Raw genomic sequence first — 24,862 nt, 5'->3', positions numbered from 1 at the left:
TTTTCCGCCCAGCGTCATGCGTGTTTTGCAATGTTCTGCGACAGCGGCAAGCTGGGTCAGCTTGCGTGGCGTTCGCGTTCATCCCGTTGGGTAGCACGTCACGTGCCTCGTCGGCCTGGTATTGCGCGGGTGTGGGGCCGGGTGCGGAGCGCGTGCGACAGCGTTGCCGTGTCGGCGGGCGATGTCATCGTGGGCGACGCAGGCGGTGCCGTGGTAATTCCGTTCGAGAGGGCCGCCGCTGTCGCGCCGGGCCGCCGCCGGGTTGCGAGCGCAGCGTCGGCCAGCCGCGCCCGGCGAGTCGAGGCGTCGGCCAACGTCCGCATAGGTCGACGCACACGCGGCCTCAGTCTGTTTTGTTCGGTCCGATTCCCTGAACCAGCAAAGCGACCGCATGCCGCGCGATTTCCGCGCCGCCGATCTTGCATCGTAGCGGATCGTTGCGCCACAGCTTCAGCGTGGCGAGCGGCAGAATCGTCAGCCCGAGCAAGGTGACGAACACCAGCGCGGGCTCCAACCCCGCGTTCAGACGCCCTTCCCGTTGCCAGCGCTCGATGTACGACAGCGACGCCTTCTGATGCGCGTCGCCGAACCGTTCATACATACGCTGACGCAGCAGGCCGCCGTCGCTGATGACTTCGCGCACCCACAGCGACGGAAACCACGGATGCTCGCTCGCCACCTGCACCAGCCGCTGCGTGAGCTGCGTGATCGCCGCCACCGGATCGTCGGGGTGCTCCTCAAACGGCGCGCCGAGGCCCGCGCGCAGCGGCGCGAAGCGCTCATCGATCAGTACATCGAGCAGCTGGTCGCGCGTCTTGAAGTAGTAGTGCATCATCGCCGGCGTGAAACCCGCCTCGCGGGCAATCTCGCCAAGCGTGGTATCGACGATTCCCTGCCGCGCGAACAGCGCGAGCGCAGCGTCGAGCAGACGGCTGCGCTGCTGTGGACCACGCGCTGCGCCCGTCGGCCTGCCCGGGCGGCGGGCTGGCGCGGTGGTCGCGGACGCGGTGGTCGCGGAACCAGCCTTCTGCGACGCGGCCTGGACAACGCGCTTCGGCGCGTCGCCTGCTTTTGCGGACGTCGCGACCGATGTCGCCTGTTTCGCCGCGGGTTCACCTGACGGAATCCTTGCCATAGCATTCAGTTTGACGAGTGAAGCGATGTCGAATATATTAATCTTCGAATTAATTAATTTCAATGCACTGGCGCCATGAAACATCCGACCACGACTCAATCCGCCGAGCCTGTCCAGGCGGACTCACGGGCAGACTCGCCAACCGCCGGCCACCCGCCTATCCGTCTGCTGTTTCCGGCGCTGCTGTTGGTCATGCTGCTCGCGGCACTCGATCAGACGATCGTTTCAACCGCGCTGCCGACCATCGTCGGCGAACTTGGCGGGCTCAACAATCTGTCCTGGGTGGTGACTGCCTACCTGCTCAGCTCGACCATCGTCGTGCCGCTATACGGCAAATTCGGCGACCTGTTCGGCCGCAAGATCGTGCTGCAGACGGCGATCATCGTGTTCCTGGTCGGCTCCGCATTGTGCGGAGCCGCGCAGAACATGACCCAGCTGATCGTGCTGCGCGCGCTGCAGGGGCTCGGCGGCGGCGGGCTGCTGGTCGTGACGATGGCCGCGATCGCCGACGTGATTCCGCCTGCCGAGCGTGGCCGCTACCAGGGCGTGTTCGGCGGCGTGTTTGGTCTCGCCACGGTGATCGGGCCGCTGCTCGGCGGCTTTCTCGTCGAACACCTCACGTGGCGCTGGATCTTCTACATCAACCTGCCGCTCGGCATCGTTTCGCTCGTCGTGATCGGCGCGGTCTTCAGGCCGCACGTTCGTCACGTGAAGCACACCATCGACTACATGGGCGCCGCGTTTCTCGCGGGCGCGCTCACCTGCATCATCCTGTTTACGAGCCAGGGCGGCACGATCCTGCCGTGGTCGTCGCCGCAACTGTGGTTCACGCTGGGCATGGGGCTGGTGTCGATCTGGGGTTTCATTCATGAAGAGCGCAGCGCGGTCGAACCGATCATGCCGCTCGAACTCTTCCGGCAACGCACGTTTTTGCTGAGCAGTCTGATCGGCTTCATCATCGGCGTGTCGCTGTTCGGCTCGGTCACGTTCGTGCCGCTCTATTTGCAGGTGGTGAAAAGCTCCACGCCAACGCAAGCCGGCATGCAGATGCTGCCGATGATGGGCGGTCTGTTCATGATGTCGATGGTGACCGGCCGTTTGATCAGCAAGATCGGCAGGTACCGCATGTTCCCGATCATGGGCACCTTCCTCGTGGCGGTCGCGATGCTGCTGCTCTCGCGTCTGCAGCTCAACACGCCGATTCATGTGATGTACCTATACATGGGTCTGCTCGGTTGCGGCCTCGGCATGGTGATGCAGGTGCTGATCCTCGCTGTGCAGAACACGGTCGAATTCAAATACGTGGGTGTGGCCACTTCGGGCGCGACGCTGTTCCGTTCGATCGGCGGCTCCATCGGCGTGGCCGGCTTCGGCGCGGTGTTTTCGAACGGGCTCGCGAGCCGCCTCGAGAAACTGCTCCCACCCGACACCGAGCTGCCGCACGCGCTGGGCCCCGCCGCGATCCATCAGTTACCCGAAGCATTGCGCGACGACTATCTGCACGCGTTCGCCGGCGCGCTGCACACGGTGTATCTCGCGGCCGCCTGCGTGGTGGTGCTGGCCTTCGTGCTCGCATGGTTGTTGAAAGATCATCCGCTGCGCAAGCACTGAGCGCCTGTGTGCTCACGAGGCGCTTGATGCAAGTGCTTAACGACGAGGTCGAACGCCGCATGCGTCGACCTCGTGTTGTTTCGATGCTCGCCCGATCGCGTGGCGCACCGCCGCCGCAACCTGTTCACGTTTCGCCGCTACATGAAGCGCGCGTGAAAAAATCTCGCACCGATTCGTCTTGCCGACATAGACCGCGTTTCGTCATACCGGTTTATGTGTGGTAGCGCACATAGAAATGGAGCGAATATCGTTCGACGTTGCGATTGGTAGGAACGTTGATTGACGTTGCGAACGAAACGCCACATATTGGAACCGACGCAAGCGTGGCTTGCGTCTCAAGACTCTCCGGCGCATGTGGATCGTGATTCCGCGGACAATGCTCCAGCATCAACGCGATCCGGAGCATGCCTTAACGGCATCGTTTTCCACAGGTGGGTCCACGACATGTCCACCCAGAACGCACTCGGGCATAGCTTTCCGATGCCCTGCAAACGGTGTGGCGGTGCGCTGTACCGACAAGTCGACTACTGTCCGTATTGCGGCGCGGTGCACCCGCTCGATACCGGATCGCACAAACACAGCGCGATTCCCGTCAGCCGCGCGAGCGCCACGAACAAGTCCGCGCGAAAGTCCGACGACGAGCCGAACCCGCCACACGAAAACGATTCCACGGCTCACGCAGTGCAAGCCGATGACGCTGCGCTTGCCGAACCCGCAATGCGTACGGCGCTCGTGTCGCCCCATGCGCCGATGTCACCCCTCGACGCCCCGCCGGTTGCGCCGCGCCCGGTACTGACGGTTCGCACAGTGCTGTTCGCAATGCTGGCTGGCGTCGCAATCGTGCTGGCCTATGTCGGTTATGCACTATGGAGCGACAACAACGATTCGGCGGACGTGAGTCTCGAACAGCCCACCAACACTAATCAGGACGCCAGAACAACGACCGGCACGATCGCACCGTTCGCAGCGACTCAATCGACTCGATCGACTCAATCGCAGCCTCCATCTGCCGCAGTCAGGCCCGCCGTTCCGGCTACCGCGCCGAAGCCCGCGCCCGTCACGCCGCCGCCGGTAGCCGCCGCGCCGGCCAAACCCGCAACGCAATTCCACGATGCCGCGCAAGCGTTGCAGGCCGCACGCCTCGCGTTTCACGCCAACGATCTGTCCACCGCGCAAGTCGCGCTCGGCGCCGCGCAAACATTGCAACCGGGCAACGCCGACGCGCAGAATCTCGCCGCCGAGCTGCGGCCGCTGACCGCGCGTCGCGACGCCGCGTTGCAGGCTGCGCAACTGTGCGTCGCTCAGCAAGCGTGGCCCTGCGCGCGCCAGCATGCCAACGAGGCGCTCACGCTCGACACCGGCAACGACACGGCGAAGAGCATTCTCGCACGCGTGATTCGTGAGACCGGCTGGGCGCCACTCAGCCCGCACGCCTCGAACGTCGATCCAGCGCAAGACAAGCCGCTTGCGCAAGCGCAGCCTGTACCGGCATCGCAACAGGCGCAACTGCAAGCGCCCTTGCCCGCAGTGATGCCGGCCACCGCCGAACTCGTCCCGGCCGCGCCGCCCGCCGACGCAAAAGGCACCGCGGGCACGGCCGGGCGCGGCGCGAATGGTCGCACAGCGCACGCACATGCGTTGAGGCACACCGGTTGGAAGCACGCGGCACCGAACAGCACCAGTGGTTCCACCGAGACATCGCCCGACGAGTAGATAATTTGTTTGGATACCGAATTAGTTCGCCGCTATCCGCACTAATCGCACGCGCTATTGCGTATCCTTTGAGCGGCAACACACGGACATAGCCGTGAAAGCGCATCGAACATGACATGGCAACCGGCTCACTGGTGCTTCACGCCCATCGACGCGTGAAGCTGGACAAATCCGACCGATAGGTAGATAGACCATGCTGAAGAGACTTCTGACGGGATGGCTGGGGCTGGTGCTGATAGTCGTATCTTCGCTGGCCGGCGCGGAACCGGCGCACTACAAGATCGTCACGGGTCCGGAGCGCGGCACTTACATCCAGATCGGCCAGGATCTGTCGAAATGGGTCGCGCAGCCGGCGGGCATCGACCTTGAAGTGGTGGCCTCCAAGGGCTCGGCTGAAAACGTGCAGCGCATGCGCTTCGAGCCTGGCGTGAAGCTCGCGCTGGTGCAGTCCGACGTGTACCAGGCCTACATCGACATGGCCAATGCGGGCAACCCCGACGCGGGCACGACGATCCGGCCGCTACGGCTCATCATGCCGCTCTATGACGAGGAAATTAACGTCGTGGTGCGCGCGGACTCGCCGATGAAGACCCTCGCCGACATCAAGGACAAGAACATCAGCATCGGCCTGTTCGGCAGTGGCACGGCACAGTCGGCCACGACGCTGTATCACCTGATGTTCGGCCAGCCGATTCCCGAGCAGAACGTCCAGCACCTGAGCAACGAAGACGCGCTGGCCGCGCTGATCGTGAAGAAGGTGGACGTGGCGATCATCGTTGTCGGGCAACCCGCGAAACTATTCAATGACATGAATCCCGATCTGCAGCAGCAGATCCGCCTTTTGCGGGCCGATCCGGCCGCGCCCGAAACCACGCGCGCCAAACAGATCTACTTCCCGGCAACGATTCGCGCGAGCAGCTACCCGAACTGGCTGAAAGAGGATGTTCCCACGCTGACCGTGAAGGCCTTTCTGGTCACCTACGATTATGGCCTGCGCGACACCGTCGGCAATCTGAATCACTTCGCCGACTCGCTGTGCGCCAACTTCGACAATCTGCAGGAACACGGGCATCCGAAGTGGAAGCAGGTGAAGCTCGAATTGCCGACACTCGTGCGCGGCTGGAAATATTATGGGCCGATGGAAAAGCATCTGCGCCAATGCCTCGCCAACCGCAGCGCGGCGGTCAGCGCGACCGCCACGCAAGCCACGCCGAAACCCCGCTCCACCTGTACGGATCAGGAGCGCCTGCTCCTGCTGTGCAAATAGCGTCGCCCGGATAGCGGGACGCACGCGGTCACGCGCGCTCCCGCTGCGTTGCGCTCGATGCGGCCGCCAGCTCCATCGCCCGTTGAAGCGCCTCGTACACCTTCGGGCGATTGGATTGCGATACGTTAAAGCGCAGAAAGCCAGCGGGCGATTGCGACGCGCTGAACACATTGCCCGGCGCGAACACCACGTTCGCAGCGAGTGCGTGACGTGCGACGTCGGCGGCATCGAGCGAATCCGGCAGACTTGCCCACACGAACATGCCAGCACGCGGCCGCGTCCAGATGTCGAGGCCCGCATGGCCGAGACGTCTTATCGTGTCGCCCATCGCGTCGGCGAGCTTCGAGCGCATCGTTTCCAGATGCCGCCGGTAAGTGCCGTCCACCAACATTCGATGCACGACGCTCGCCGCGAGCTGGCCATTGCCGAACGACGTGGCCAGCTTCAGATCGATTAGCGGCTCGATCCACTCCGCTCGCGCGGCGATGTAGCCGCAGCGCACCGCCGCCGATAGCGTCTTCGAGAAGCTGCCGATCGACACCACCCGCGCGAGGCCGTCGAACGCGGCGAGACGCGGCGCGGCCTCGTCTTCGAAGTCGGCGAAGATATCGTCCTCGACGATCAGCAGATCGTGTTCGCCCGCGAGCTTCAGCAGCCGATGCGCGACGGCCGGCGCCAGCGTCGCGCCAGTCGGGTTGTGGAGCGTCGAATTGGTCACGTAAAGGCGCGGACGATGCTCGATCAGCACCCGTTCGAAGGCCGCCAGATCCGGCCCGCTGCGCGTGTAGGGCACGCTCACGATGCGCGCACGATGCGCGCGCAGCAGCGCCTGGAAGTTGAAGTAGCACGGATCGTCGATCAGCACCGTATCGCCCGGCTCGAGCAGAAAACGGCACACCAGATCGAGCGCGTGCGTGCCGCCGTCGGTCAACACGATCTGCTCGGGCGGCGCTTGCACACCGTGCTGCGCGAGCCGCCATGCGAGCTGCTGGCGCAGCGCCGGCAATCCACTCGGGCTCGCGTAGTCGGCAAGCGGCGCCTGCGCATCGCGCGCCACCGCGCGCAATGCGCGGCGCACGCCGTCTTCGGGCAGCCAGGATGCAGGCATCCAGCCGCAGCCAGGTTTTAAAACTTTCGCGCCCGCCTCCAGCGACTGACGCGTCAACCACAGCGGATCGACCTCACGATCGAGACGCGGTCCGAGGTCAGCGAGCGCGAGCGGCGGTGCATGACCCGACACGAAAAACCCGGAGCCGCGGCGCGCAACGATCGTCCCTTCCGCGACCAGCCGGTCGTACGCTTCCACCACGGTCGATTTGGATACGCCCAAGGTGTCGGTCATCGCGCGAATCGATGGCACGCGCGCACCCGGCATCAGCGAGCGGCTCGCGATGCGCTCGCGCAGACTGTCCATCACGGCGCCGACGCGCGTGCCCGAGCTCATCCGACTGCTGTCACCTTCCGCCATCTGTACTGCTCCATGTTCGGTACAGTTCGTGTGAATTGTACTGGACTGTAGCTTACCGTTTACGGCCAGAACACGGATGCTAGACGTTCCCCTTGATAAGCATGGACTCTTCCGATGGACAAGACGACCAACGGCTGGCTTAGCGGCCTCGCCGGCGTATTGATTTTCAGCGGTTCGCTGCCGGCCACGCGTCTTGCCGTGCAGGGCCTCGACCCGGTATTCCTGACCGTCGCCCGGGCGACGATCGCCGGCACGCTCGGTCTGTTGCTGTTGCTGCTGTTTCGCCAGACACGTCCTGCCCGGCGCGATCTGACTCCGCTGCTCGTGGTTGCACTCGGCGTGGTCGTCGGCTTTCCGCTTCTAACGGCGCTGGCGCTGCGCCATGTGAGCGCGGCGCATGCGGTGGTGTTTGTCGGCCTCCTGCCGCTCGCCACCGCGATCTTCGGCGTGCTGCGCGGCGGCGAGCGTCCGCAACCGGCGTTCTGGCTCTTCTCGGCGCTCGGCAGCGGCGCGGTGGTCGGCTTTGCATTGCGGCACGGGATCGACGCATCGCCAGTCGGCGACGCGTTGATGCTGGCCGCGATCGTCGCATGTGGTCTGGGCTATGCGGAAGGCGCGCGCCTGTCGCGGCATCTGGGCGGCTGGCAGGTGATTTCGTGGGCTCTCGTGCTGTCGCTGCCGGTGATGCTCCCGCTCGCATGGTGGACCCGGCCCGCTTCTTTCGACGGTGTCAGTCATGCCGCGCTTTGGGGGCTCGCCTACGTGTCGCTGTTCAGCATGCTGATCGGCTTCGTGTTCTGGTATCGCGGGCTGGCGCTCGGCGGCATTGCCGCAGTCGGGCAACTGCAGTTGCTGCAGCCTTTTTTCGGACTGCTACTCGCCGGGCTGCTGCTGCATGAACAGGTGCCACCCGCGATGATTCTGGTCACTGTCGTGGTAGTCGCCTGCGTGGCGGGTGCACGGCACTTTTCGCGAGCCGCGCCGGTGCGCCGGGCCGCATGACCGGTGCGCGGGTCGCATGACCGGCGCGCGGGTCGCGGGCACGCTGGCGGCAACTGCAATGCGAATTAGATCAATTTGACCCTTGACGCGCGCACCAGCGGTGACCGCACGCGGCGCCGATTTTTTGACTCACTTCAAATCGGCGCGCGTGGCAGGCATAGTGAAACTCTCGCCAGATTCACAGGCCATCACAGGACCACCTATGAGCACCGCCCGCCCCGCGCCTTCCGCCTCCCAGCCGGCCGATCCTGCCAGCAGCGCCCCACTCGGCGCCCCACTGATCCGCGACGCCACTGAAGCCGACCTCCCGGCGATCCAGTCGATCTATGCGCACCACGTATTGACCGGCGTCGCCTCGTTCGAAGAAACGCCACCTTCGGTCGACGATCTGCGCGTGCGGCTCGCATCGGTACGCAGTCACGGCCTGCCGTACATGGTCGCGGAGATCGACGGCGCGGTCGCCGGTTATTGCTACGCGACGCTTTATCGCCCGCGCGCCGCGTATCGCAACACCATCGAAGATTCGATCTACGTGGGCGATGCCTATCGCGGACGAGGCCTGGGGCGCGTGTTGCTGCAGGCCCTGATCGAGCGCTGCGAGATCGGGCCGTGGCGCCAGATGGTCGCCGTGATCGCCGATGGCGGCAGCGGCGGGTCGCTGTCGCTGCATAAGCAGCTGGGCTTCGAGTTGACCGGCACATTGAAGGCGGTAGGCTTCAAGCACGGCCGCTGGATCGACACGACGCTGATGCAGCGCACGCTGGGTGCCGGGGACTCGGCCGCACCTGACTATGTGACCGAGGATCATGACGAGGGACCTGACTAAGCGACATCACTGAGGCACGCGAGCAGGCGCCGCGACCGCGGAATGCGGCTGCGGCACGCAGGAATTCCGCCATGCCCAAGCTGCCGCCCGCCATTGCGTCCGCAATCGCTCTGACCAACGAACCGGCACGCGCCGCGCCTTGCAACGGACACGGCGCCGGCATGCGTGCATACCCACGTGGCGTAAGTCGCGCGCCGATACGGCGCTCTGCGCACTGTCCACTCGCACGTCATATCCAAATCTGCATTGCTTCGTTTGAGAGGCGGGACGTCCATGCGACGATCCCCGAACGTCGCCGCAACCTGTTTCCAGCCACGTCCGCCCCAATACACGCCGCGCATCTCGCCGACGTGTGCGGACCCCACGCTGGACACAGACGGCCCACACCTCGAACGACCGCAATGGAGATCGCCGGATGGCCCTTCACCCTCGCTTGCCACTGCACATCGCCGCCGCTGTGCTGGCGACTTTCACGACGCTGAGCGCCACCGCGCAGAGCAGCGGCAACCACGACAGCAGCGCCGGCAAGCAGACGGCCAACGTGCTGCGCATCGGCTATCAGAAGTCGGGCCTGCTCGCGGTGCTCAAAGCGCAAGGCTCACTTGACGACAGGCTCAAGCCGCTCGGCTACAGCATCAAGTGGTTCGAATTCCCGGCTGGACCGCAACTGCTCGAAGCGCTGAACGCGAACAGCATCGACTTCGGCTATACCGGCGCACCACCGGCGGTGTTCGCGCAAGCGGGCGGGGTGCGCTTCGTGTATGTGGGCGCAGAGCCTGCGGGGCGTCATGCGGAAGCCATCCTGGTCCGAAGCGATTCGACGCTGCGCAACGTGGCCGACCTGAAGGGCAAGCGCGTCGCGTTACAGAAGGGATCGAGCGCGAACTATCTGCTGCTCGAAACGCTGAAGAAAGCGGGTCTGCGCTACGAGGACGTGCAACCGGTGTATCTGGCGCCCGCCGACGCCCGCGCCGCCTTCGAAAGCGGCACCGTCGACGCATGGGTGATCTGGGACCCGTACTACGCGTCGGCGCAACAGGCGCTGAAGGCGCGTGCGTTGGCCGACTACTCGGAACTCGACGCTCCGTACAACTTCTATGAAGCGACACGCGACTTCGCCCAGCAGCACGCCGACGTGGTCGGTGCGATTCTCGCGCAGTTGCGCCGCGCCGGAGCGTGGGTCAATGCGCATCCGGTGGAAACCGCCGCGCTGATCGCGCCGAAGGTCGGCCTCGACCAGAAGCTCGTCGAGACATGGGTACGCCGCTATCCGTACGGCACCACCGCTGTCACCGACGAGATCGTGCGCTCGCAGCAGGTCGTCGCCGACGCGTTCTACGGCGCCCGCCTGATCCCGCAGAAAATTACCGTGAACGACAACGTCTGGCAGAGCCCTGTGGTCGGGGCGGCGCTGGCGGCACGGTAGTTCGCGGTGCTTCGCCGGGCAGCGCAGCGGGCAGCAATGCGGGAAGCGCAGCGGGAAGCGCAGCGGGAAGCGCAGCGGGCGTGACGCTCCGGGTGCGGCGACGCTCAATACGCCCGCGGTAGCCGCCTGAACAGTGTCGGGTAGTCGATCACGAGGCCGTCGTCGTCTATTCGCAGGTTCGCGGTGAAGTTGCGGAAGATGCCCTCGTAGCGATACTCGCGATTCAGCTCGATGCACAAATACGCCTGCTCGGCGCGCGTGACCTGCAAATCCGGCGTCGAGATATAGGCGACTGAAATCGGCTGACGCTCGCCTTCAGCCAGTGGCAGCCGACGGATCGGCAGCGTGTTGGTGTAGGGTGTGGCGGCGATGTCGATGTCGATGCATCCTTCGATCGAGCTCAGCACGAGGCCATGACCGTCGCGCCAATGGCCCGCGCCGTCGCCGTGCAATTCCAGCTCGCCGCCGCCGACGATCTTCAGCCACGCATACCGCGTGCGCCATTGCGTGTCGCAGCGAACCGCGTAGTGCAATCCGTAGGCGTGGCCATAGCGCTGGCCAACCACCACGCTCTCCGCCTCGAAACCGTCTTCGCGGGCGTCGAACGTCAGATGCTCGATGCCGTCGCCCTCTTCCGATGTCCACCGTAGCTCACGCATTGATCTCTCTCCTCGCGAAACGGCGCGGCCGGTGTTGCAGGCTAACGCCGGTGTCATATCGTAGCGCGAAAACTTGCGGATCGGCGAGCATCGCGTCGGGCATGCTTTCGCATCGCAAATCAGCTCTATCGACGCGCGATGCGCTCGCGAGCGAACCGGCGGCACGCGAGCCAAGCGGACGCACCGTCACGACATCGGCCAGTCAAACAGGCTGACAATGTGCGGTAGCATCGCACGCCAGTGCGCTGATGCTGACGATCCCGCGATTCGAGGAGGTAGACATGTCGTTCACCCACACACCAGCCGGCCGCATCGCCGAGACCGGGCCGCTCTCCGACGCGGAGCAGCAGGTCCGCGTCGACCTCGCCGCCGCCTATCGCCTCGCGGCGCTCAACGGCTGGGACGATCTGATCTATACGCATATCTCGGCCAGCGTGCCCGGCGAACCCGGCCACTTCCTGATCAATCCGTTCGGCCTCGCATTCGACGAAGTACGCGCGTCGAACCTCGTGAAGATCGATATTGCGGGCAACATCGTCGGCGCAAGCGAGCATCCGGTGAACGCGACCGGCTTCGCGCTGCACGCCGCCGTCCACACGGCGCGCGCCGACGCGTTCTGCGTAATGCACCTGCACAATACGGCCGGCGTCGCGGTGTCCGCGCAACCGGCCGGCTTGCTGCCGGCATCGCAACATGCGTTGCGCTTTTACGGCCAGCTCGCCTATCACGACTACGAAGGCCTCGCGTTCACGCCGGCGGAAGGCGAGCGCCTCGTCGCGCATCTCGCCGACAAACCCGCGATGCTGTTGCGCAATCACGGTACGCTGACGGTCGGCCGCACGGTCGCCGAAGCCTATGTGCTGATGGCCACGCTGCTCAAGGCCTGCGAGATCCAGCTGCAAGCGCAGGCATGCGGCACGGCCCTCGTGGTGCCGAACGACGGGGTCGCCGCACGCGCGGCACAGCAGCTGTACGACGGTGGCGCCATTGAAGGCGCGCTCGAATGGCCCGCGCTGCTGCGCAAGCTCGACCGGCTGGATCGCGGCTATCGTGATTGAACGCGTGATTGAATGTGTTACTGAACGAGTGATTGAATGTGAGACTGAACGCGTGACCGGATTCGCACCACGCCTGCTTCACTCTGATTGCTCAAGGAGCCATGCCATGCCCACGTTCCATATCGAACTCTTCGAAGGCCGCACGCTGGAACAGAAGCGCCAGTTCGTCGAAGCCATCACCAAAGCGACCTGCGATTCGCTCGGCGTCGAGCCGAACTCGGTCGACATCATCCTGACCGACGTGAAGCGCGAAAACTGGGCAACGGGTGGGCGATTGTGGTCTGAGCCGCAGGCTTGAATGAGCTGAGCGCGATGTCATCGAACTGACGTCGCGCTGACATTGCGCGGGCATTGAATCAAGCGCCGCCGACGGGACCAGCGCTCGCGATGCTCAGGAATGGTGCATCGCTCGGAAGAAGGCTGCGCGCGTTGCGCGCGCAGCGAATATTGCCGGCGACGCCGCCCGGCAACGAGTACGTATTTAAACGCATGGCTGTGGCGGCATTACAACACGCCGCCACCTTCACACAGTCCGATCAGAACTTGTGGATGATACCCACGCCAACAGCAACCTGGCTGCGCGACGACGCCGGCGAGCCGTTCTGAGCGTCGCCGATGCTTGCCGTTGCGTTGATGATGGTCTTGCCGTCGCCGGCGAGCGTCTGGCCGTTAGCACGCTGATAGGCTTCCAGCGCATACAGGCCGGTACGCTTGGACAGCGAGTAATACTGCGACAGGTTGAACTGGTTGTAGCTAGCCCCGCTCGTGATGCCGTTCGATTTCGTCGCACGGGTGTAGCTATAGCCAGCGGCCAGGTCCAGCGTCGTGATCGGCTTCCAGTGCAGCACGGTACCAGCCGTGTTCCAGATCTGCGTGTCGTGGAAGAACGAGTTCACGCCGGCCGCGTATTGCACGTTCGAATACGCGAACGAAATGTCCCACTGCGAGTTGAACGCGTAGCCGCCCGTCACCGCAACACGCTGCTGCTTGGCTGCCGTCTGGAAGCCGTTGTTGATCGCCGAGACAGCCGGCTGCGCGCCGTTGTTCGACGTCGCGGAGTTCCAGTTGATGCCGCCGTTGTTCGCGTTGTCGATACGCTGGATACCTGCTGCGATACCGAACGGGCCGTTCAGGTACTGTGCTGCCACGCTCCAGGTCTGACCCGCGGCGAAGCTGCCCGGGTTGCCGCCCAGCGAGTACGAACCGCTGACCGTCAGACCGTAGATGCTCGGCGTCGTGTAGACCAGCGAGTTGTTGACGCGATACAGCGTATCCAGCGAGTCGATATCACCCGGGTGTGCGCCGTATGCACCGGTCAGCCACGTGGTCGGGCTGTACGGCGACAGCAGCGTGTAGTACGACGTGTACTGGCGGCCAGCCGTCAGCGTACCGTACGTGCCGTTCGTCATACCCACCCATGCCTGACGGCTGAAGCCCAGACCCGACACGCTTTGCGCACCGTTTGCGCTGTTGAAGCCCTGCTCCAGCGTGAAAATCGCCTTGGTGCCGCCACCCAGATCTTCCGCCCCCTTCAGGCCGAAACGGCTGCCAGCCCAGATGCCGTTGATCATCTTGACTTGCGAACGGCCACCCGGGGACGGCTTCGACGAGTTTGCGCCCGATGTCGGGCTCAACGTCGTCGAGCTATTTTGCCAGCCCAACCCCGTATCGGCGATACCGTACAACGTCACGCTGCTTTGCGCATGAGCGCCCAGGGCGATCAACCCCAAAGCCGAGGTTGCAATTGCCTTTTTCATTTCTACTCCTCTGTTGAAAACTTTTTTTGATGTGCGACCTGGGCCAAGCGCCGCAGAGTGTGGACTCGTGATTTCGGATCAAAACACCGGGTGCCCATTGATCAGGCTCGGCAACCAGGTCGAGAACATCGGTACATAGGTCACGATATTGATCGCGGAGAAGATAGCCAGGTAATATGGCCACGCCACCTTAGTAGTTTCCCCAATCGACACATTGCCAATCGCGCAACCAATGAACTGCACCGAACCGATCGGCGGATGCACCAGACCCAAGGCGCAGTTCAGCAGGATCATGATGCCGAACTGCACGGGGCCCACGCCGTTGTGCATTGCCATCGGCAGGAACAGCGGCGTGGTGATCAGGATGTGCGCCGCCATGTCGACGAAGGTACCGAGGAAAATCTGGATCAGGTTGATATACAACAGCATCAGCCAGGGCAGACTCGTTGCGCCGTCGAGCATGCGTTCGATCGCGTCGGGAATCTCCAGATAGGCCATCTGGAAGCGCAGCATGTTCGACACGCCGATCAGCAGCAGCACCACGCCGGTGGTCTTGGCCGCCTTCGCCAGCGCGAAGCCGAGCTTCTTGAGGGTCATCGAGCGATACACGATGATCGTCAGGATCAGCGAGTAAGCCACGGCGATCGCGGCCGCTTCCGTGGCGGTGGCAATGCCGCGCGCCACGCACACCAGGATGATCGCGATAACCATCAGGCCCGGCACCGCGCCGATGAACGTGCGGCACACCGCCATCCAGCCCGGGAAGCGCGGCAGTTCGGTCGAACCGTCGGGACGGCGCGGATAACCGAACTTGACCGCTTGCCAGTAGGCGGCGATCAGCACCAGGCCCATCACCCATAGCACCGGCAGCAATCCGGAGAACAGCAGGTCGCCGATCGACACGCCGCGCATCTGCACGCCGTTCAACGTGCCGGAAATGCCCTGCGCCGCGAACGCGTAGATGATCATGTTGGTCGATGTCGGCATCAACGCGCCCGCCAGCGACGAGTGCGTCGTGACGTTGACCGCGTAGGCCGCGCTATAGCCTTCGCGCTTCATGAGCGGAATGACCACGCCGCCCATCGCCGAGGTGTCCGCGGTCGGCGAACCCGACACGCCGCCGAACAGCGTGCACGCGACCACATTGGCCATGCCGAGGCCGCCGCGGAAATGACCCACCGTGGACTGCGCGAAACGCAGGATGCGATCCGCGATGCCACCGTGCAGCATCAGCTCGCCGGAGAAAATGAAGAACGGGACCGCGAGGAACGAAAACGCGTTCATCCCCGAGATCATCGACTGCATCGCGGTGGCCGCCGGCAAGCCCTCGTACAGATACGTCAGAACGCAGGACAGTCCCAACGCGAATGAAACAGGAACCCCGAGAAAAAGGAAGACAAGGAAACTAAGGGTAAGGATGGTAAGTTCCATGATCGTTCAATTTTTGTTTCTGTGCGAAGAGCCCGAGCAGGTGCTCCAACGAGAACATCGCGATACACACGCTGGCGACGACCGGAATGAAGTAGCGCAACGCTTCAGGCAAACCGAGAATCGGAATCCGGTCGTGCAGCGTGGTTTGCGCCATCTCCATGCAACCGAAGAAAACCGCCACGGCAAACACAATCAGGCAAATGTGCTGAATCGCCGTCGCGATCGTTTGGCCTTTCGGCGGCAATTTCTTGACGAGCGAGTCCAGGCCGATATGGCCGCCTTCGCGAACCTTGAGCGCTGCGCCGAACATGGCGATCACGATCACCAGCAGCAAGGCGATGGGCTCGACGAAGTCCGGGGCGTCGCTGAAGACATAGCGCATCACGACGCCATAAATCACGAGCAGGCAGAGCGCGGCGAGGCTCAGCGACGCCACGACGGCCAGCACGCGAAAGAGAAAATCATTGGGGCGTTTCAGGAAACTCATTGACCTGTCCTCGCTTACGACAGTCCTGTCCTTAATAGTCAGCAATCCGGTCCGTTCGCACCGGCGCGACGTGCCGCACGGCGGAAAAGCCCGCAGGGCTTCCTGCCGGGCTATTGCCGCCGCGTTTTGCCGCGCATGCGGTACGCCAACCTTATTTGACGGCCTGGATCTCGTCGACCAGCTGCTTCATTTGCGGGGTCTTTTCGTACTTCGCCCACACCGGCTGCATCGCCTTCACGAAAGCCGCGCGATCGATCTGCGACGCAGCGACGATGGTCGCGCCGCCCTTGGCGACCGTCTTGGCCGCGTCGTTTTCGCGCGCCGTCCACAGCTTCGTGTAGTAAGGCACCGAGTCAGCCGCAGCCTTCTTGATGATGGTCTGCTCCTGCGGCGTCAGCGTGTCCCAGATCTTCTTCGAGAACACCAGCACTTCCGGCGTCATCGAATGCTGGGTTTCGGAATACACCTGAGCCACTTCGAAGTGCTTGGTCTCTTCGTACGACGGCAGGTTGTTTTCCGCTGCGTCCACCAGACCCGTCTTCAGGCCCGTGTAGACTTCGGCGAACGGCATCGGCGTGGGTGTGCCGCCCATTGCCCTGATCTCGTCGACCATCAGGTCCGACGGCTGCACGCGTACCTTCAGGCCCTTCATGTCCGACGGCGTGTGGATCGGCTTCTTCGTGTAGATGGAACGTGCGCCGCTCTCATAGAACGTCAGCGCGATCATGCCCTTCGCCGCGAACGCGTCGAGAATCTTCTGGCCTTCCGGGCCGTACATCACCTTGCGGAAATGGTCGACGTCGCGAAACAGGAACGGCAGCGACGGGATCATCGATTCGGGAACGATCTCGTTGAACGCGGCACCGTTGGCGCGCGCCATGTCCAGTGCGCCGATGCGCACCTGATCGATGGTGTCGTTTTCGGAACCCAGCGCGCTGTTGCCGAATACCTTCACGGAATCCTTGCCGCCGGTTGCCTTGTTGATCTCTTCACCCATGTACTTCACCGCCATGTTGGTCGGATAGGTGTCGCCATGCACGTCCGAAACACGGAACACGCGTGCTTCAGCCGACAGGGTGCTGAACGCCAGCACCGAGGCCGCGACGATCATCGAAACACGGGAAGAGGCGAACTTCTTGTTCATCGTGACATTCCTTGAAAAATAAACCATCCAATCGATTGCGGATGCGACATGGTTTTGATGCGTCTCCTGGCAACGGCCCGCGGGCTCCTTGCGGGTAGCGGGCGCATTGCCGTACTGATCCGCGCAACGTCCCCGGCACAGATGATCAGTACTCCTGTCAGACAACTCGACTTCTTTTACTTCGATTACGTCGGCGTGAATCCCGTGCACGTATCCGGCGCACGAAAAAACCGCCGTGGTTGCTCTGCTATCCCAAATATTTCAAAGAAAGGAATTTGTTTGGGCTTATATGTTGTACGACGACATACGAAGTCTATAAAACGCTTTTTGAATTGTACAGACAGTATTTACCCGCACAATTCGCGGGTCCGGCAGGGATGGCGGGCAGCGGCCAAGCGGAAGCCCGAGGCCAGTGGGAAGCGCGATAGACAGATGTGATCGGCGTGTCGCGGCGACTTTATTTTTCGTAGTGGATTACAGTCGAACCGTGGTCTAAATGCGACAGTGTTGTACGACGAGTGATGAATTAATCGCCGAAAAACAACAAACGCCGGGACCTGGCCGCGTCCCGGCGCCTGCTTTTTGCGAGGCTGGCTTACAGTTCGCCCGCGAATTCAGGCTCGGGCAGCCCGGTCACGCTGGGACGCACGGCAAACAGATGGCCGTCATGCTCGCTCGCGCCCGTTGCGGGGCGAATCGATGTCACGAACAAGGTGTCCAGATTGCGGCCGCCGAACGCGCACATCGACGGCTTGGTCGGCGGCACCGCGAGTTGCCGGTCGAGCTTGCCTTGCGGCGTGAAGCGCAGCAACAGGCCGGCGTCGTTCGCGCAGATCCAGTAGCAGCCGTCGGCGTCCACCGCCGCGCCATCGGGACGACCCGCGTAGTGATGCAGATCGGCGAACACGCGCCGGTTGCGCGGCTGGCCCGAGTCGATGTCGTAGTCGAAGGCCCAGATCAGCCGGCGCGACGGATGCGAGTCAGACAGATACATGGTCGTGCCGTCCGGCGACCAGCCGAGGCCGTTCTGCGTGATCAGCGCATCGACGACCGGCGCCGACAACACGCCATGTTCGTCGAACCGGTACAGCGCACCGGCCGGCTTGGCCGCCGCCATGTCCTGCACCATCGTGCCGGCCCAGAAGCGCCCTTGCCGATCGCAGCGGCCGTCGTTAAAGCGCATGTCGTCGGCTTCGAACACTGGCGCGGCGAGCTTGCGCACCGCCGCCCTGCCCGGCTCGCCGCTCGACGCCTGCGCCGCGTCGGGCAGCGTGAAGGCGAAGAGTCCGGTCTCGCAGCCGGCGAGCACCGTGCCTCGGCGGTCGAACGCGATACACGCGACCTTCTCCGGCAAACGCCACTCGGCGCGCTCACCCGAGTCGACCCGCAGCCGCACAATCTTCTGCGCCGGAATGTCGACCCAGTACAGCGCCTGTTCGGCCGCGCGCCACACCGGGCTTTCACCCACCGACGCGGGCGCCTGCCCCGCCCCCTCTACCCGTTCTACGCGTTCGACCCGCAGATTCACAATGCCGCTCACCGCTTCGGCTCCATCGGACCAGCGAGCACGAACGGGCCGCCCTGGAACTGCTGGGTCGGATCGTCGAACTTCGGGTCGGGCGCGCCGGCCGGGAACAGATGCTCGAACTGAACCGAACTGTCCTGCGGACGGAAGCCGAGGAACGCCGCCTTGGTGTTGTCGACCCACGAGATGCGGTTATTCGACACGCCGTACACGATCGCATGCCCGACGCGATTGGTGAACAGCGAACAGCGCACCAGCTCGATGAAGTCGCGAAAGCTCAGATAGGTGACGAGCATGCGCGCGGTCTTCGGCTGCTCGAACGACGAGCCGATCCGCAGACACACGGTCTCCAGACCGAAGCGGTCGAAGTAATAGCGCGACAGCGATTCGCCGAAACACTTGGTCACGCCGTACAGACTGTCCGGACGCAGCGGCGCGTCGCTATCCAGCACCGACGTCACCGGATGGAAACCCACCGCGTGATTCGAACTCGCATAGACGATGCGCCTGACGCCCTGCTTCTGCGCGGCCGAGTAGAGGTTGTACAGGCCACGGATATTCGCTTCGAGCAGATCTTCGAATGGCGCCTCGACGGAAATGCCGCCAAGATGAATCACGGCGTCCACGCCTTCGAGCAGCGCGTGCACCGCCGCCTCATTGGCGAGGTCGACGATCGACGCTTCTTCGTGCGCCGCCACTTCGCCGAGCGACGCGATGTCGGTGACGCGCACGACATCGGCCCACGCGGCGAGCGCGCCGCGCAATTGCTTGCCGAGGTTACCCGCGGCGCCGGTGAGCAGCAGCCGGCGAAAAGGTTTCTGTGCCGCGGGGCGGTCAAGGTTCGAGTCGGTCATATCTCTTTGTTGGTTTGATTGCGATCGGATCAGCTTGAGCAACGGGCCAGCCGGACCGATCAGGTCACCGGCGCCGGATTGAACAGCGTCAACGCGTTGTGGAGCTTGAGCTTTTCCGCACAGGTTTGTTTGCGGCCGCTCGCCACGTCGAGCATCAGGCGGAACAGCTCCCAGCCCACCTCTTCGATGGTCGCCGCGCCGGTCGCGATCGTGCCGGCGTTGACGTCCATCAGGTCATGCCAGCGGCGCGCCAGATCCGAGCGCGTCGCGACCTTGATGACGGGCACTTCCGCGAGGCTGTAGGGCGTGCCGCGACCGGTCGTGAACACGTGCAGGTTGATCCCCGCTGCTAGCTGCAGCGTGCCGCAGATGAAATCGCTCGCCGGCGTGGCCGCGTAGATCAGGCCTTTCTGGCGCACCTTCTCGCCCGGCGACAACACGCCCGAGATCGCCGAGTTGCCCGACTTGATGATCGACCCCATCGCCTTTTCGACGATGTTCGACAGGCCGCCCTTCTTGTTGCCCGGCGTGGTGTTGGCGCTGCGGTCCGCGCCGCCGCGCTTCAGATAATCGTCGTACCACTGCATCTCGCGGATGATCGCCGCGGCGACGTCCGCGTTGGCCGCACGCGCGGTCAGCTGATCGACGCCGTCGCGCACTTCGGTGACTTCCGAGAACATCACCGTCGCGCCGGCACGCACCAGCAGGTCGGTCGCGAAGCCCACGGCGGGATTCGCGGTCAAGCCGGAGAATGCGTCGCTGCCGCCGCATTGCACGCCGATCACCAGATCGGACGCAGGACAGGTTTCGCGTCGACGGTTGTTCAGGCGCTTCAGATGAGCGTCGGCCATCTTCATGATCGACTCGATCATCGACTGGAAGCCGACGTGCGCATCGTCCTGCAGCACCACCACGTCGCCGTTCAGGTCGGCGGCCACGTCGCCGATGTCGGCGATTTCAGCCACGTTCGCGGCCGCGGCGATCGGAATCGTGCCGGGCGGCATCAGGCGCTCGGGCTGCAGCTTCTCACAGCCGAGGCTGACCATCATCACCTCGCCGCCGAAGTTCGGATTCAGTGCGATGTTGCGCACGGTGCGGATCGGCACCATCGCGTCGGGCGCGTCGATCGCGACGCCGCAGCCATACGTATGGCCGAGGCTCACCACGTCGTCGACGTTCGGATAGTTCGGCAGCAGTTCGGCCTTGATGCGCGTGACCGCATGCTGCACGACGTCGGCCACGCATTGCACCGTGGTCGTGATCGCGAGGATGTTGCGCGAGCCGACCGAGCCGTCGGCATTGCGGTAGCCCTCGAACGTGTAGCCTTCGAGCGGCGGCATGTCCGGCGGAGTGATCGTCGCGATCGGCAGATCTTCGAGCCCCGGCGGGCTCGGCATGCGGATCACGTGTTCGTTGATCCAGCTGCCCTTCGCCAACGCCTTGAGCGCGTAACCGATCACCACGTTATAGCGGATCACTTCATCGCCTTCGGCCAGATCGGCCAACGCGACCTTGTGTCCTTGCGGCACGCGCTCGCGCAGCGTCAGACCATCGGGAAATACCGCGCCCTCACCCAGACCGCCGTCGTTGACGACGATCGCGACGTTGTCGTTGGGGTGAACGCGAATATAGAGCGGAGATTGTTCCATTGCATCGATCCTTATGGCGCCATGCGCCTGCTACGCCAGCCATTCATACGTCATCCTACAACATGAAAGATTGCACGGATGTTCCGTATTTACCCTATGACGTGCATTATGCCGCGAAAACCCCGTTGAGTTCGCCGAATTGTTGTTGTACGATGACGTATAAGAAATCACAGTTTTCACTTAATTTCCACCTAACTTCGATCATCGAACCACACCGACGCCTGGATATTCTCACCATGACGACACCGCAGGAACTCAAGCAGATCGTTTCAGAAGGCCTCCTGTCCTTCCCCGTCACCGACTTCGACGCAAACGGCGACTTTCGCGCCAACACCTATGCTGAGCGCCTCGAATGGCTCGCGCCTTATGGCGCGTCGGCGCTGTTCGTCGCTGGCGGCACGGGCGAATTCTTCTCGCTGACGCACGACGACTATTCGAAAGTCGTGCGCACCGCGACCGAAGTCTGCAAAGGCAAGGTGCCGATCCTCGCCGGCGCCGGCGGTCCGACCCGCGTGGCGATCGCTTACGCGAAGGAAGCCGAGCGCCACGGCGCGAACGGCATTCTGCTGATGCCGCACTACCTCACCGAAGCCTGCCAGGAAGGCATCGCCGCGCACGCCGAAGAAGTCTGCAAGGCCGTGCCGAACATGGGCGTGATCATCTACAACCGCGCCAACTCCAAGCTTAACGCCGACATGCTCGAAGGTCTGGCGCAACGCTGCCCGAACCTGATCGGCTTCAAGGACGGCGTGGGCGAGATCGAGAACATGGTGACGATCCGCCGGCGCCTGGGCGAGCGCTTCTCGTACCTCGGCGGCCTGCCGACCGCGGAAGTCTATGCCGCCGCCTATAAGGCGCTGGGCGTGCCGGTGTATTCGTCGGCGGTGTTCAACTTCATTCCGAAGACCGCGATGCAGTTCTACCGCGCGATCGCTGCGGACGACCACGCCACGGTCGGCAAGCTGATCGACGAATTCTTCCTGCCGTACCTGAAGATCCGCAACCGCCGGGCGGGCTACGCGGTCAGCATCGTCAAGGCTGGCGCGAAGCTGGTCGGTCGCGACGCAGGTCCGGTGCGCGCGCCGCTGACCGATCTGACCGAAGAAGAACTGGCGCAGCTCGACGCGCTGATCAGGAAGCTCGGACCGCAGTAACGCAGCCGGCGTGACACGCCGTCGCGACCGACACCCGACGGCCGCACGACGAGAGCCGCATAGATGGCCTCGCAATAACCGCCCGGGACGGCAACGTCGCCGGGCGTTTTCGTGCCACGACAGGCGGCGCCTGCGCGCCACCTGCCGATCAACGATCGACCAGGCCACGACGGCTGCTTGCGCCACCGGACCGGGGAGCGTGCTCCCCCGTATTACACACAGCAACCATTTGCATGGGACCAGAGTAGGCGCTAAAGCGCCAACTCTGGTCGACACAGGAGATAACCATGGACATGAGCCGCCCGGCAAGTGCCGCCGACGCCGCGAAGCGCACCAAAGTCCGCTACGCGATCCTGCTGCTGATCTTTCTGATCACCACGCTCAACTACGCGGACCGCGCGACGCTTTCAGTGACCGGCTCGGCGATGCGCAACGAGTTCAGCCTCGACGCGATTCGCATGGGCTACATTTTCTCCGCGTTCAGCTGGGCCTACGTGCTCGCGCAGTTGCCGGCCGGCTGGCTGCTGGATCGCTTCGGCGCGCGACGCGTGTACGCGGCGAGCATTTTCCTCTGGTCGCTGTTCACGCTGCTGCAAAGCTCGATTGGCCTGCTCGGCAGCGCGGGTGCGGCGGTCATCGCATTGTTCGCGTTGCGCTTTGCGATGGGCGCGGCGGAATCGCCGGCGTTTCCGGCCAACGCGAAAGTCGTGGCGAGCTGGTTCCCGACCAACGAACGCGGCACTGCATCCGCCATTTTCAATTCGGCTCAATACTTCGCCGCGGTCGTGTTCACGCCGCTGATGGCGTGGCTCACCCATATGTTCGGCTGGCAGACCGTCTACGTGGTGATGGGTGCGGGCGGGCTGCTGCTCGCGCTCACCTGGCTGAAGATGATGAAGAACCCGGCCGACCACCCGCGCGTGTCGCCCGCCGAACTCGACTACATCCAGCAAGGCGGCGGCGTCGTGACCGGGCACCAGCAAGCACGGCCGGGTGGGATCGAGCGCACCGGCGGCTGGTCGCTCGTGCGTCAGCTGCTCAGCAACCGGATGCTGCTCGGCGTCTATCTCGCGCAGTACTGCATCAACGTGCTCACGTACTTCTTCCTGACGTGGTTTCCGATCTACCTCGTGCAGGCGCGCGGCATGACGATCCTGCACGCGGGTCTGGTCGCGTCGCTACCGGCGATCTGCGGCTTCTCCGGCGGCGTGCTCGGCGGCATCCTGTCCGACGGGCTGATCCGGCGCGGCCATTCGCTGACGGTCGCGCGTAAGGTGCCGATCGTCGGCGGCATGCTGCTGTCGGTGTCGATCATCGGCTGCAACTATGTGTCGACCGACTGGATCGTGGTCGCGCTGATGTCGCTCGCGTTCTTCGGCAAGGGCATCGGCGCGCTCGGCTGGGCCGTGGTGGCCGACACGTCACCGAAGGAAGCGCTCGGTCTGTCGGGCGGGATCTTCAACATGTTCGGTAATGTAGCCGGCATCGTGACGCCGATCGTGATCGGCTACCTCGTCGCGCAGAGCGGCTCGTTCAACGGCGCGCTGGTGTTCGTGGGCGCCAACGCGCTGCTGACGGTGTTCAGCTACCTCGTGATCGTCAAGGACATCAAGCGGGTGGAACTGCGCCAGGCCTGAGCGGCGGACGGTTATCGTACTTCCGGGGCGCCTGCGCAAGCACTACGACGGTTTGCCAGGCGCTCAATCGCATGCGCTGACGCCGCATAGGCCGCCAGTGCTCAAAATGAGCTGTCGTTTATATAATCAGTCGTCAGACGACGGTATAATGAATCGCAGCAGGTATCTGCGACTATCTGATCCGAGGGGCGTTTTCGATGGCTACACCACTGGCTTCCGCGGCACCGCCACGACGCGCTCGCAATCTTGCCGAGTTCGTCGTCAATTACGTTACCGACCAGATTGCGACCAACGCACTCAAGCCCGGCGACAAACTGCCGACCGAATCGCAGCTGATGGTCACGCTGAGCGTGAGCCGCACGGTGATTCGCGAGGCGATTTCGCGCTTGCAGGCAGGCAAGATCATCGAAACGCGGCACGGCATCGGCAGCTTCGTGCTAGAGCCGCAGCGCGAAAAGCTCGGCATCGACATGGTGCCGGCCACCACCCTGCGCGACGTTCTGTCCATCCTCGAACTGCGCATCAGCCTCGAAACGGAGTGCGCCGGCCTCGCCGCGCAACGCGCGAAGCCGGACGACCTCGCGCACATGCGCAGCGCGCTCGACGCGATCGAAGCCACCCGCCACAACGGGCTGGATAGCGTCGACGCCGATCTGCAGTTTCATATCTCGGTCGCCCGCGCCACGGGCAATCGCTATTTCGTCGATATCCTCACGCAAATGGGCAGCGCGCTGATTCCGCGCAACCGGCTCGATTCGGCGGGCATCGCGCACGCGGAACCGGACGCGTATCTGACGCTCGTCAACCTCGAGCACGAGAGCATTCTCGAAGCGATCACGCGGCACGACGCGGAAGGCGCGCGCGCGGCCATGCGCATGCACCTGTCGAATAGCCGCGAACGGCTGCGGCGCGCCAACGAGAGCAGCGAGACGAACAGCTAAGGAAGCGCTGATTAATGGACCAACTGACCGAGTTGCAGCCGAGAGGGCGTCGAATTTTCCGGATGACGAAGCGACTCGAAGCTGAACTCGGTGAATTGGCCGCGTAAACGGGCCTCCC

21 protein-coding genes are annotated in these 24,862 nt (G+C 63.7%); 11 read left to right on the top strand and 10 right to left on the bottom strand.

Features of this window, described 5'->3' with window-relative positions; translation table 11 throughout:
* Nucleotides 1–343: 343 nt before the first annotated feature.
* Nucleotides 344–1,135: a TetR/AcrR family transcriptional regulator gene (locus BN2475_RS29170; RefSeq protein ID WP_094782897.1), complete on the bottom strand. Its 792-nt coding sequence runs from the start codon at nucleotides 1,133–1,135 to the stop codon at nucleotides 344–346.
* A 75-nt stretch (nucleotides 1,136–1,210) separates the two neighbouring features.
* Here BN2475_RS29170 and BN2475_RS29165 point away from each other — a divergent pair, with 75 nt between their 5' ends.
* From BN2475_RS29165 to BN2475_RS29155, 3 genes are all read left to right on the top strand, one after another.
* Entirely contained in the window at nucleotides 1,211–2,746 is a 1,536-nt protein-coding gene (locus BN2475_RS29165) for an MDR family MFS transporter (RefSeq protein ID WP_174642071.1), read from the top strand.
* Nucleotides 2,747–3,190: 444 nt separating this feature from the next.
* Entirely contained in the window at nucleotides 3,191–4,459 is a 1,269-nt protein-coding gene (locus tag BN2475_RS29160; protein WP_094782896.1) for a hypothetical protein, read from the top strand.
* 193 nt (nucleotides 4,460–4,652) lie between these two features.
* Nucleotides 4,653–5,726 carry a TAXI family TRAP transporter solute-binding subunit gene (locus tag BN2475_RS29155; RefSeq protein WP_094782895.1) on the top strand — a complete coding sequence of 358 codons (1,074 nt, stop codon included), beginning with the start codon at nucleotides 4,653–4,655 and terminating at the stop codon, nucleotides 5,724–5,726.
* Between the two features lie 28 nt (nucleotides 5,727–5,754).
* Here BN2475_RS29155 and BN2475_RS29150 read toward each other — a convergent pair whose 3' ends face one another.
* Nucleotides 5,755–7,194 carry an aminotransferase-like domain-containing protein gene (locus tag BN2475_RS29150; protein WP_094782894.1) on the bottom strand — a complete coding sequence of 480 codons (1,440 nt, stop codon included), beginning with the start codon at nucleotides 7,192–7,194 and terminating at the stop codon, nucleotides 5,755–5,757.
* A gap of 114 nt (nucleotides 7,195–7,308) precedes the next feature.
* Here BN2475_RS29150 and BN2475_RS29145 point away from each other — a divergent pair, with 114 nt between their 5' ends.
* The 3 genes from BN2475_RS29145 (at nucleotide 7,309) to BN2475_RS29135 (ending at nucleotide 10,448) form a co-directional block, all read left to right on the top strand.
* Nucleotides 7,309–8,196 (top strand): DMT family transporter, encoded by an 888-nt coding sequence (locus BN2475_RS29145; protein ID WP_094782893.1) that lies wholly within the window; start codon nucleotides 7,309–7,311, stop codon nucleotides 8,194–8,196.
* Between the two features lie 202 nt (nucleotides 8,197–8,398).
* Nucleotides 8,399–9,022 (top strand): GNAT family N-acetyltransferase, encoded by a 624-nt coding sequence (locus BN2475_RS29140; protein WP_094782892.1) that lies wholly within the window; start codon nucleotides 8,399–8,401, stop codon nucleotides 9,020–9,022.
* A 415-nt stretch (nucleotides 9,023–9,437) separates the two neighbouring features.
* Nucleotides 9,438–10,448, top strand: a complete 1,011-nt coding sequence (locus tag BN2475_RS29135) for a sulfonate ABC transporter substrate-binding protein (RefSeq protein ID WP_094782891.1) — start codon at nucleotides 9,438–9,440, stop codon at nucleotides 10,446–10,448.
* A gap of 104 nt (nucleotides 10,449–10,552) precedes the next feature.
* On the opposite strand, the gene BN2475_RS29130 is transcribed toward BN2475_RS29135, so the two are convergent.
* Nucleotides 10,553–11,107 carry a putative glycolipid-binding domain-containing protein gene (locus BN2475_RS29130; RefSeq protein WP_094782890.1) on the bottom strand — a complete coding sequence of 185 codons (555 nt, stop codon included), beginning with the start codon at nucleotides 11,105–11,107 and terminating at the stop codon, nucleotides 10,553–10,555.
* Nucleotides 11,108–11,388: 281 nt separating this feature from the next.
* Here BN2475_RS29130 and BN2475_RS29120 point away from each other — a divergent pair, with 281 nt between their 5' ends.
* Both BN2475_RS29120 and BN2475_RS29115 read left to right on the top strand, forming a co-directional pair.
* Nucleotides 11,389–12,165 (top strand): class II aldolase/adducin family protein, encoded by a 777-nt coding sequence (locus BN2475_RS29120; RefSeq protein WP_094782913.1) that lies wholly within the window; start codon nucleotides 11,389–11,391, stop codon nucleotides 12,163–12,165.
* Nucleotides 12,166–12,238: 73 nt separating this feature from the next.
* Nucleotides 12,239–12,463 (top strand): 4-oxalocrotonate tautomerase, encoded by a 225-nt coding sequence (locus BN2475_RS29115; protein WP_281254290.1) that lies wholly within the window; start codon nucleotides 12,239–12,241, stop codon nucleotides 12,461–12,463.
* Between the two features lie 238 nt (nucleotides 12,464–12,701).
* Here the strand turns inward: BN2475_RS29115 and BN2475_RS29110 are convergent, their stop codons facing one another.
* From BN2475_RS29110 to garD, 7 genes are all read right to left on the bottom strand, one after another.
* The gene (locus BN2475_RS29110; protein WP_094782887.1) at nucleotides 12,702–13,922 is read right to left on the bottom strand and encodes a porin; all 1,221 of its coding nucleotides are present in this window, start codon (nucleotides 13,920–13,922) and stop codon (nucleotides 12,702–12,704) included.
* Nucleotides 13,923–14,000: 78 nt separating this feature from the next.
* The gene (locus BN2475_RS29105; RefSeq protein WP_094782886.1) at nucleotides 14,001–15,353 is read right to left on the bottom strand and encodes a TRAP transporter large permease; all 1,353 of its coding nucleotides are present in this window, start codon (nucleotides 15,351–15,353) and stop codon (nucleotides 14,001–14,003) included.
* On the bottom strand, nucleotides 15,328–15,840 hold the full coding sequence (locus BN2475_RS29100) for a TRAP transporter small permease (protein WP_094782885.1): 513 nt from the start codon (nucleotides 15,838–15,840) through the stop codon (nucleotides 15,328–15,330). The genes BN2475_RS29105 and BN2475_RS29100 overlap by 26 nt, the downstream gene beginning before the upstream one ends.
* A gap of 151 nt (nucleotides 15,841–15,991) precedes the next feature.
* Nucleotides 15,992–16,984 (bottom strand): TRAP transporter substrate-binding protein, encoded by a 993-nt coding sequence (locus tag BN2475_RS29095; protein ID WP_094782884.1) that lies wholly within the window; start codon nucleotides 16,982–16,984, stop codon nucleotides 15,992–15,994.
* 595 nt (nucleotides 16,985–17,579) lie between these two features.
* On the bottom strand, nucleotides 17,580–18,515 hold the full coding sequence (locus BN2475_RS29090; protein ID WP_425435580.1) for an SMP-30/gluconolactonase/LRE family protein: 936 nt from the start codon (nucleotides 18,513–18,515) through the stop codon (nucleotides 17,580–17,582).
* A 5-nt stretch (nucleotides 18,516–18,520) separates the two neighbouring features.
* Nucleotides 18,521–19,363 carry an NAD-dependent epimerase/dehydratase family protein gene (locus BN2475_RS29085; protein WP_094782882.1) on the bottom strand — a complete coding sequence of 281 codons (843 nt, stop codon included), beginning with the start codon at nucleotides 19,361–19,363 and terminating at the stop codon, nucleotides 18,521–18,523.
* Nucleotides 19,364–19,422: 59 nt separating this feature from the next.
* The gene (garD, locus tag BN2475_RS29080) at nucleotides 19,423–21,012 is read right to left on the bottom strand and encodes a galactarate dehydratase (RefSeq protein ID WP_094782881.1); all 1,590 of its coding nucleotides are present in this window, start codon (nucleotides 21,010–21,012) and stop codon (nucleotides 19,423–19,425) included.
* A gap of 236 nt (nucleotides 21,013–21,248) precedes the next feature.
* Here garD and kdgD point away from each other — a divergent pair, with 236 nt between their 5' ends.
* The 3 genes from kdgD to BN2475_RS29065 all read left to right on the top strand — a co-directional run bounded on the left by kdgD (nucleotide 21,249) and on the right by BN2475_RS29065 (nucleotide 24,744).
* Nucleotides 21,249–22,166 (top strand): 5-dehydro-4-deoxyglucarate dehydratase, encoded by a 918-nt coding sequence (gene kdgD / locus BN2475_RS29075; protein WP_094782880.1) that lies wholly within the window; start codon nucleotides 21,249–21,251, stop codon nucleotides 22,164–22,166.
* 287 nt (nucleotides 22,167–22,453) lie between these two features.
* A complete protein-coding gene (locus BN2475_RS29070; protein WP_094782879.1) occupies nucleotides 22,454–23,803 on the top strand; it encodes an MFS transporter in 1,350 nt (449 codons plus the stop codon).
* A 197-nt stretch (nucleotides 23,804–24,000) separates the two neighbouring features.
* Nucleotides 24,001–24,744 carry a FadR/GntR family transcriptional regulator gene (locus tag BN2475_RS29065; protein ID WP_094782878.1) on the top strand — a complete coding sequence of 248 codons (744 nt, stop codon included), beginning with the start codon at nucleotides 24,001–24,003 and terminating at the stop codon, nucleotides 24,742–24,744.
* Nucleotides 24,745–24,862: the final 118 nt, after the last annotated feature.

The organism is Paraburkholderia ribeironis (genome assembly GCF_900019265.1).
Lineage (GTDB): Bacteria > Pseudomonadota > Gammaproteobacteria > Burkholderiales > Burkholderiaceae > Paraburkholderia > Paraburkholderia ribeironis.
This window is presented reverse-complemented; position numbering and strand designations above follow the sequence as displayed.

Coding starts and splice junctions, on each gene's coding strand:
- BN2475_RS29170 (WP_094782897.1), bottom strand. CDS start 1,135: ATGGCAAGGATTCCGTCAGGTGAACCCGCGGCGAAACAGGCGACATCG.
- BN2475_RS29165 (WP_174642071.1), top strand. CDS start 1,211: ATGAAACATCCGACCACGACTCAATCCGCCGAGCCTGTCCAGGCGGAC.
- BN2475_RS29160 (WP_094782896.1), top strand. CDS start 3,191: ATGTCCACCCAGAACGCACTCGGGCATAGCTTTCCGATGCCCTGCAAA.
- BN2475_RS29155 (WP_094782895.1), top strand. CDS start 4,653: ATGCTGAAGAGACTTCTGACGGGATGGCTGGGGCTGGTGCTGATAGTC.
- BN2475_RS29150 (WP_094782894.1), bottom strand. CDS start 7,194: ATGGCGGAAGGTGACAGCAGTCGGATGAGCTCGGGCACGCGCGTCGGC.
- BN2475_RS29145 (WP_094782893.1), top strand. CDS start 7,309: ATGGACAAGACGACCAACGGCTGGCTTAGCGGCCTCGCCGGCGTATTG.
- BN2475_RS29140 (WP_094782892.1), top strand. CDS start 8,399: ATGAGCACCGCCCGCCCCGCGCCTTCCGCCTCCCAGCCGGCCGATCCT.
- BN2475_RS29135 (WP_094782891.1), top strand. CDS start 9,438: ATGGCCCTTCACCCTCGCTTGCCACTGCACATCGCCGCCGCTGTGCTG.
- BN2475_RS29130 (WP_094782890.1), bottom strand. CDS start 11,107: ATGCGTGAGCTACGGTGGACATCGGAAGAGGGCGACGGCATCGAGCAT.
- BN2475_RS29120 (WP_094782913.1), top strand. CDS start 11,389: ATGTCGTTCACCCACACACCAGCCGGCCGCATCGCCGAGACCGGGCCG.
- BN2475_RS29110 (WP_094782887.1), bottom strand. CDS start 13,922: ATGAAAAAGGCAATTGCAACCTCGGCTTTGGGGTTGATCGCCCTGGGC.
- BN2475_RS29105 (WP_094782886.1), bottom strand. CDS start 15,353: ATGGAACTTACCATCCTTACCCTTAGTTTCCTTGTCTTCCTTTTTCTC.
- BN2475_RS29100 (WP_094782885.1), bottom strand. CDS start 15,840: ATGAGTTTCCTGAAACGCCCCAATGATTTTCTCTTTCGCGTGCTGGCC.
- BN2475_RS29095 (WP_094782884.1), bottom strand. CDS start 16,984: ATGAACAAGAAGTTCGCCTCTTCCCGTGTTTCGATGATCGTCGCGGCC.
- BN2475_RS29085 (WP_094782882.1), bottom strand. CDS start 19,363: ATGACCGACTCGAACCTTGACCGCCCCGCGGCACAGAAACCTTTTCGC.
- garD (WP_094782881.1), bottom strand. CDS start 21,012: ATGGAACAATCTCCGCTCTATATTCGCGTTCACCCCAACGACAACGTC.
- kdgD (WP_094782880.1), top strand. CDS start 21,249: ATGACGACACCGCAGGAACTCAAGCAGATCGTTTCAGAAGGCCTCCTG.
- BN2475_RS29070 (WP_094782879.1), top strand. CDS start 22,454: ATGGACATGAGCCGCCCGGCAAGTGCCGCCGACGCCGCGAAGCGCACC.
- BN2475_RS29065 (WP_094782878.1), top strand. CDS start 24,001: ATGGCTACACCACTGGCTTCCGCGGCACCGCCACGACGCGCTCGCAAT.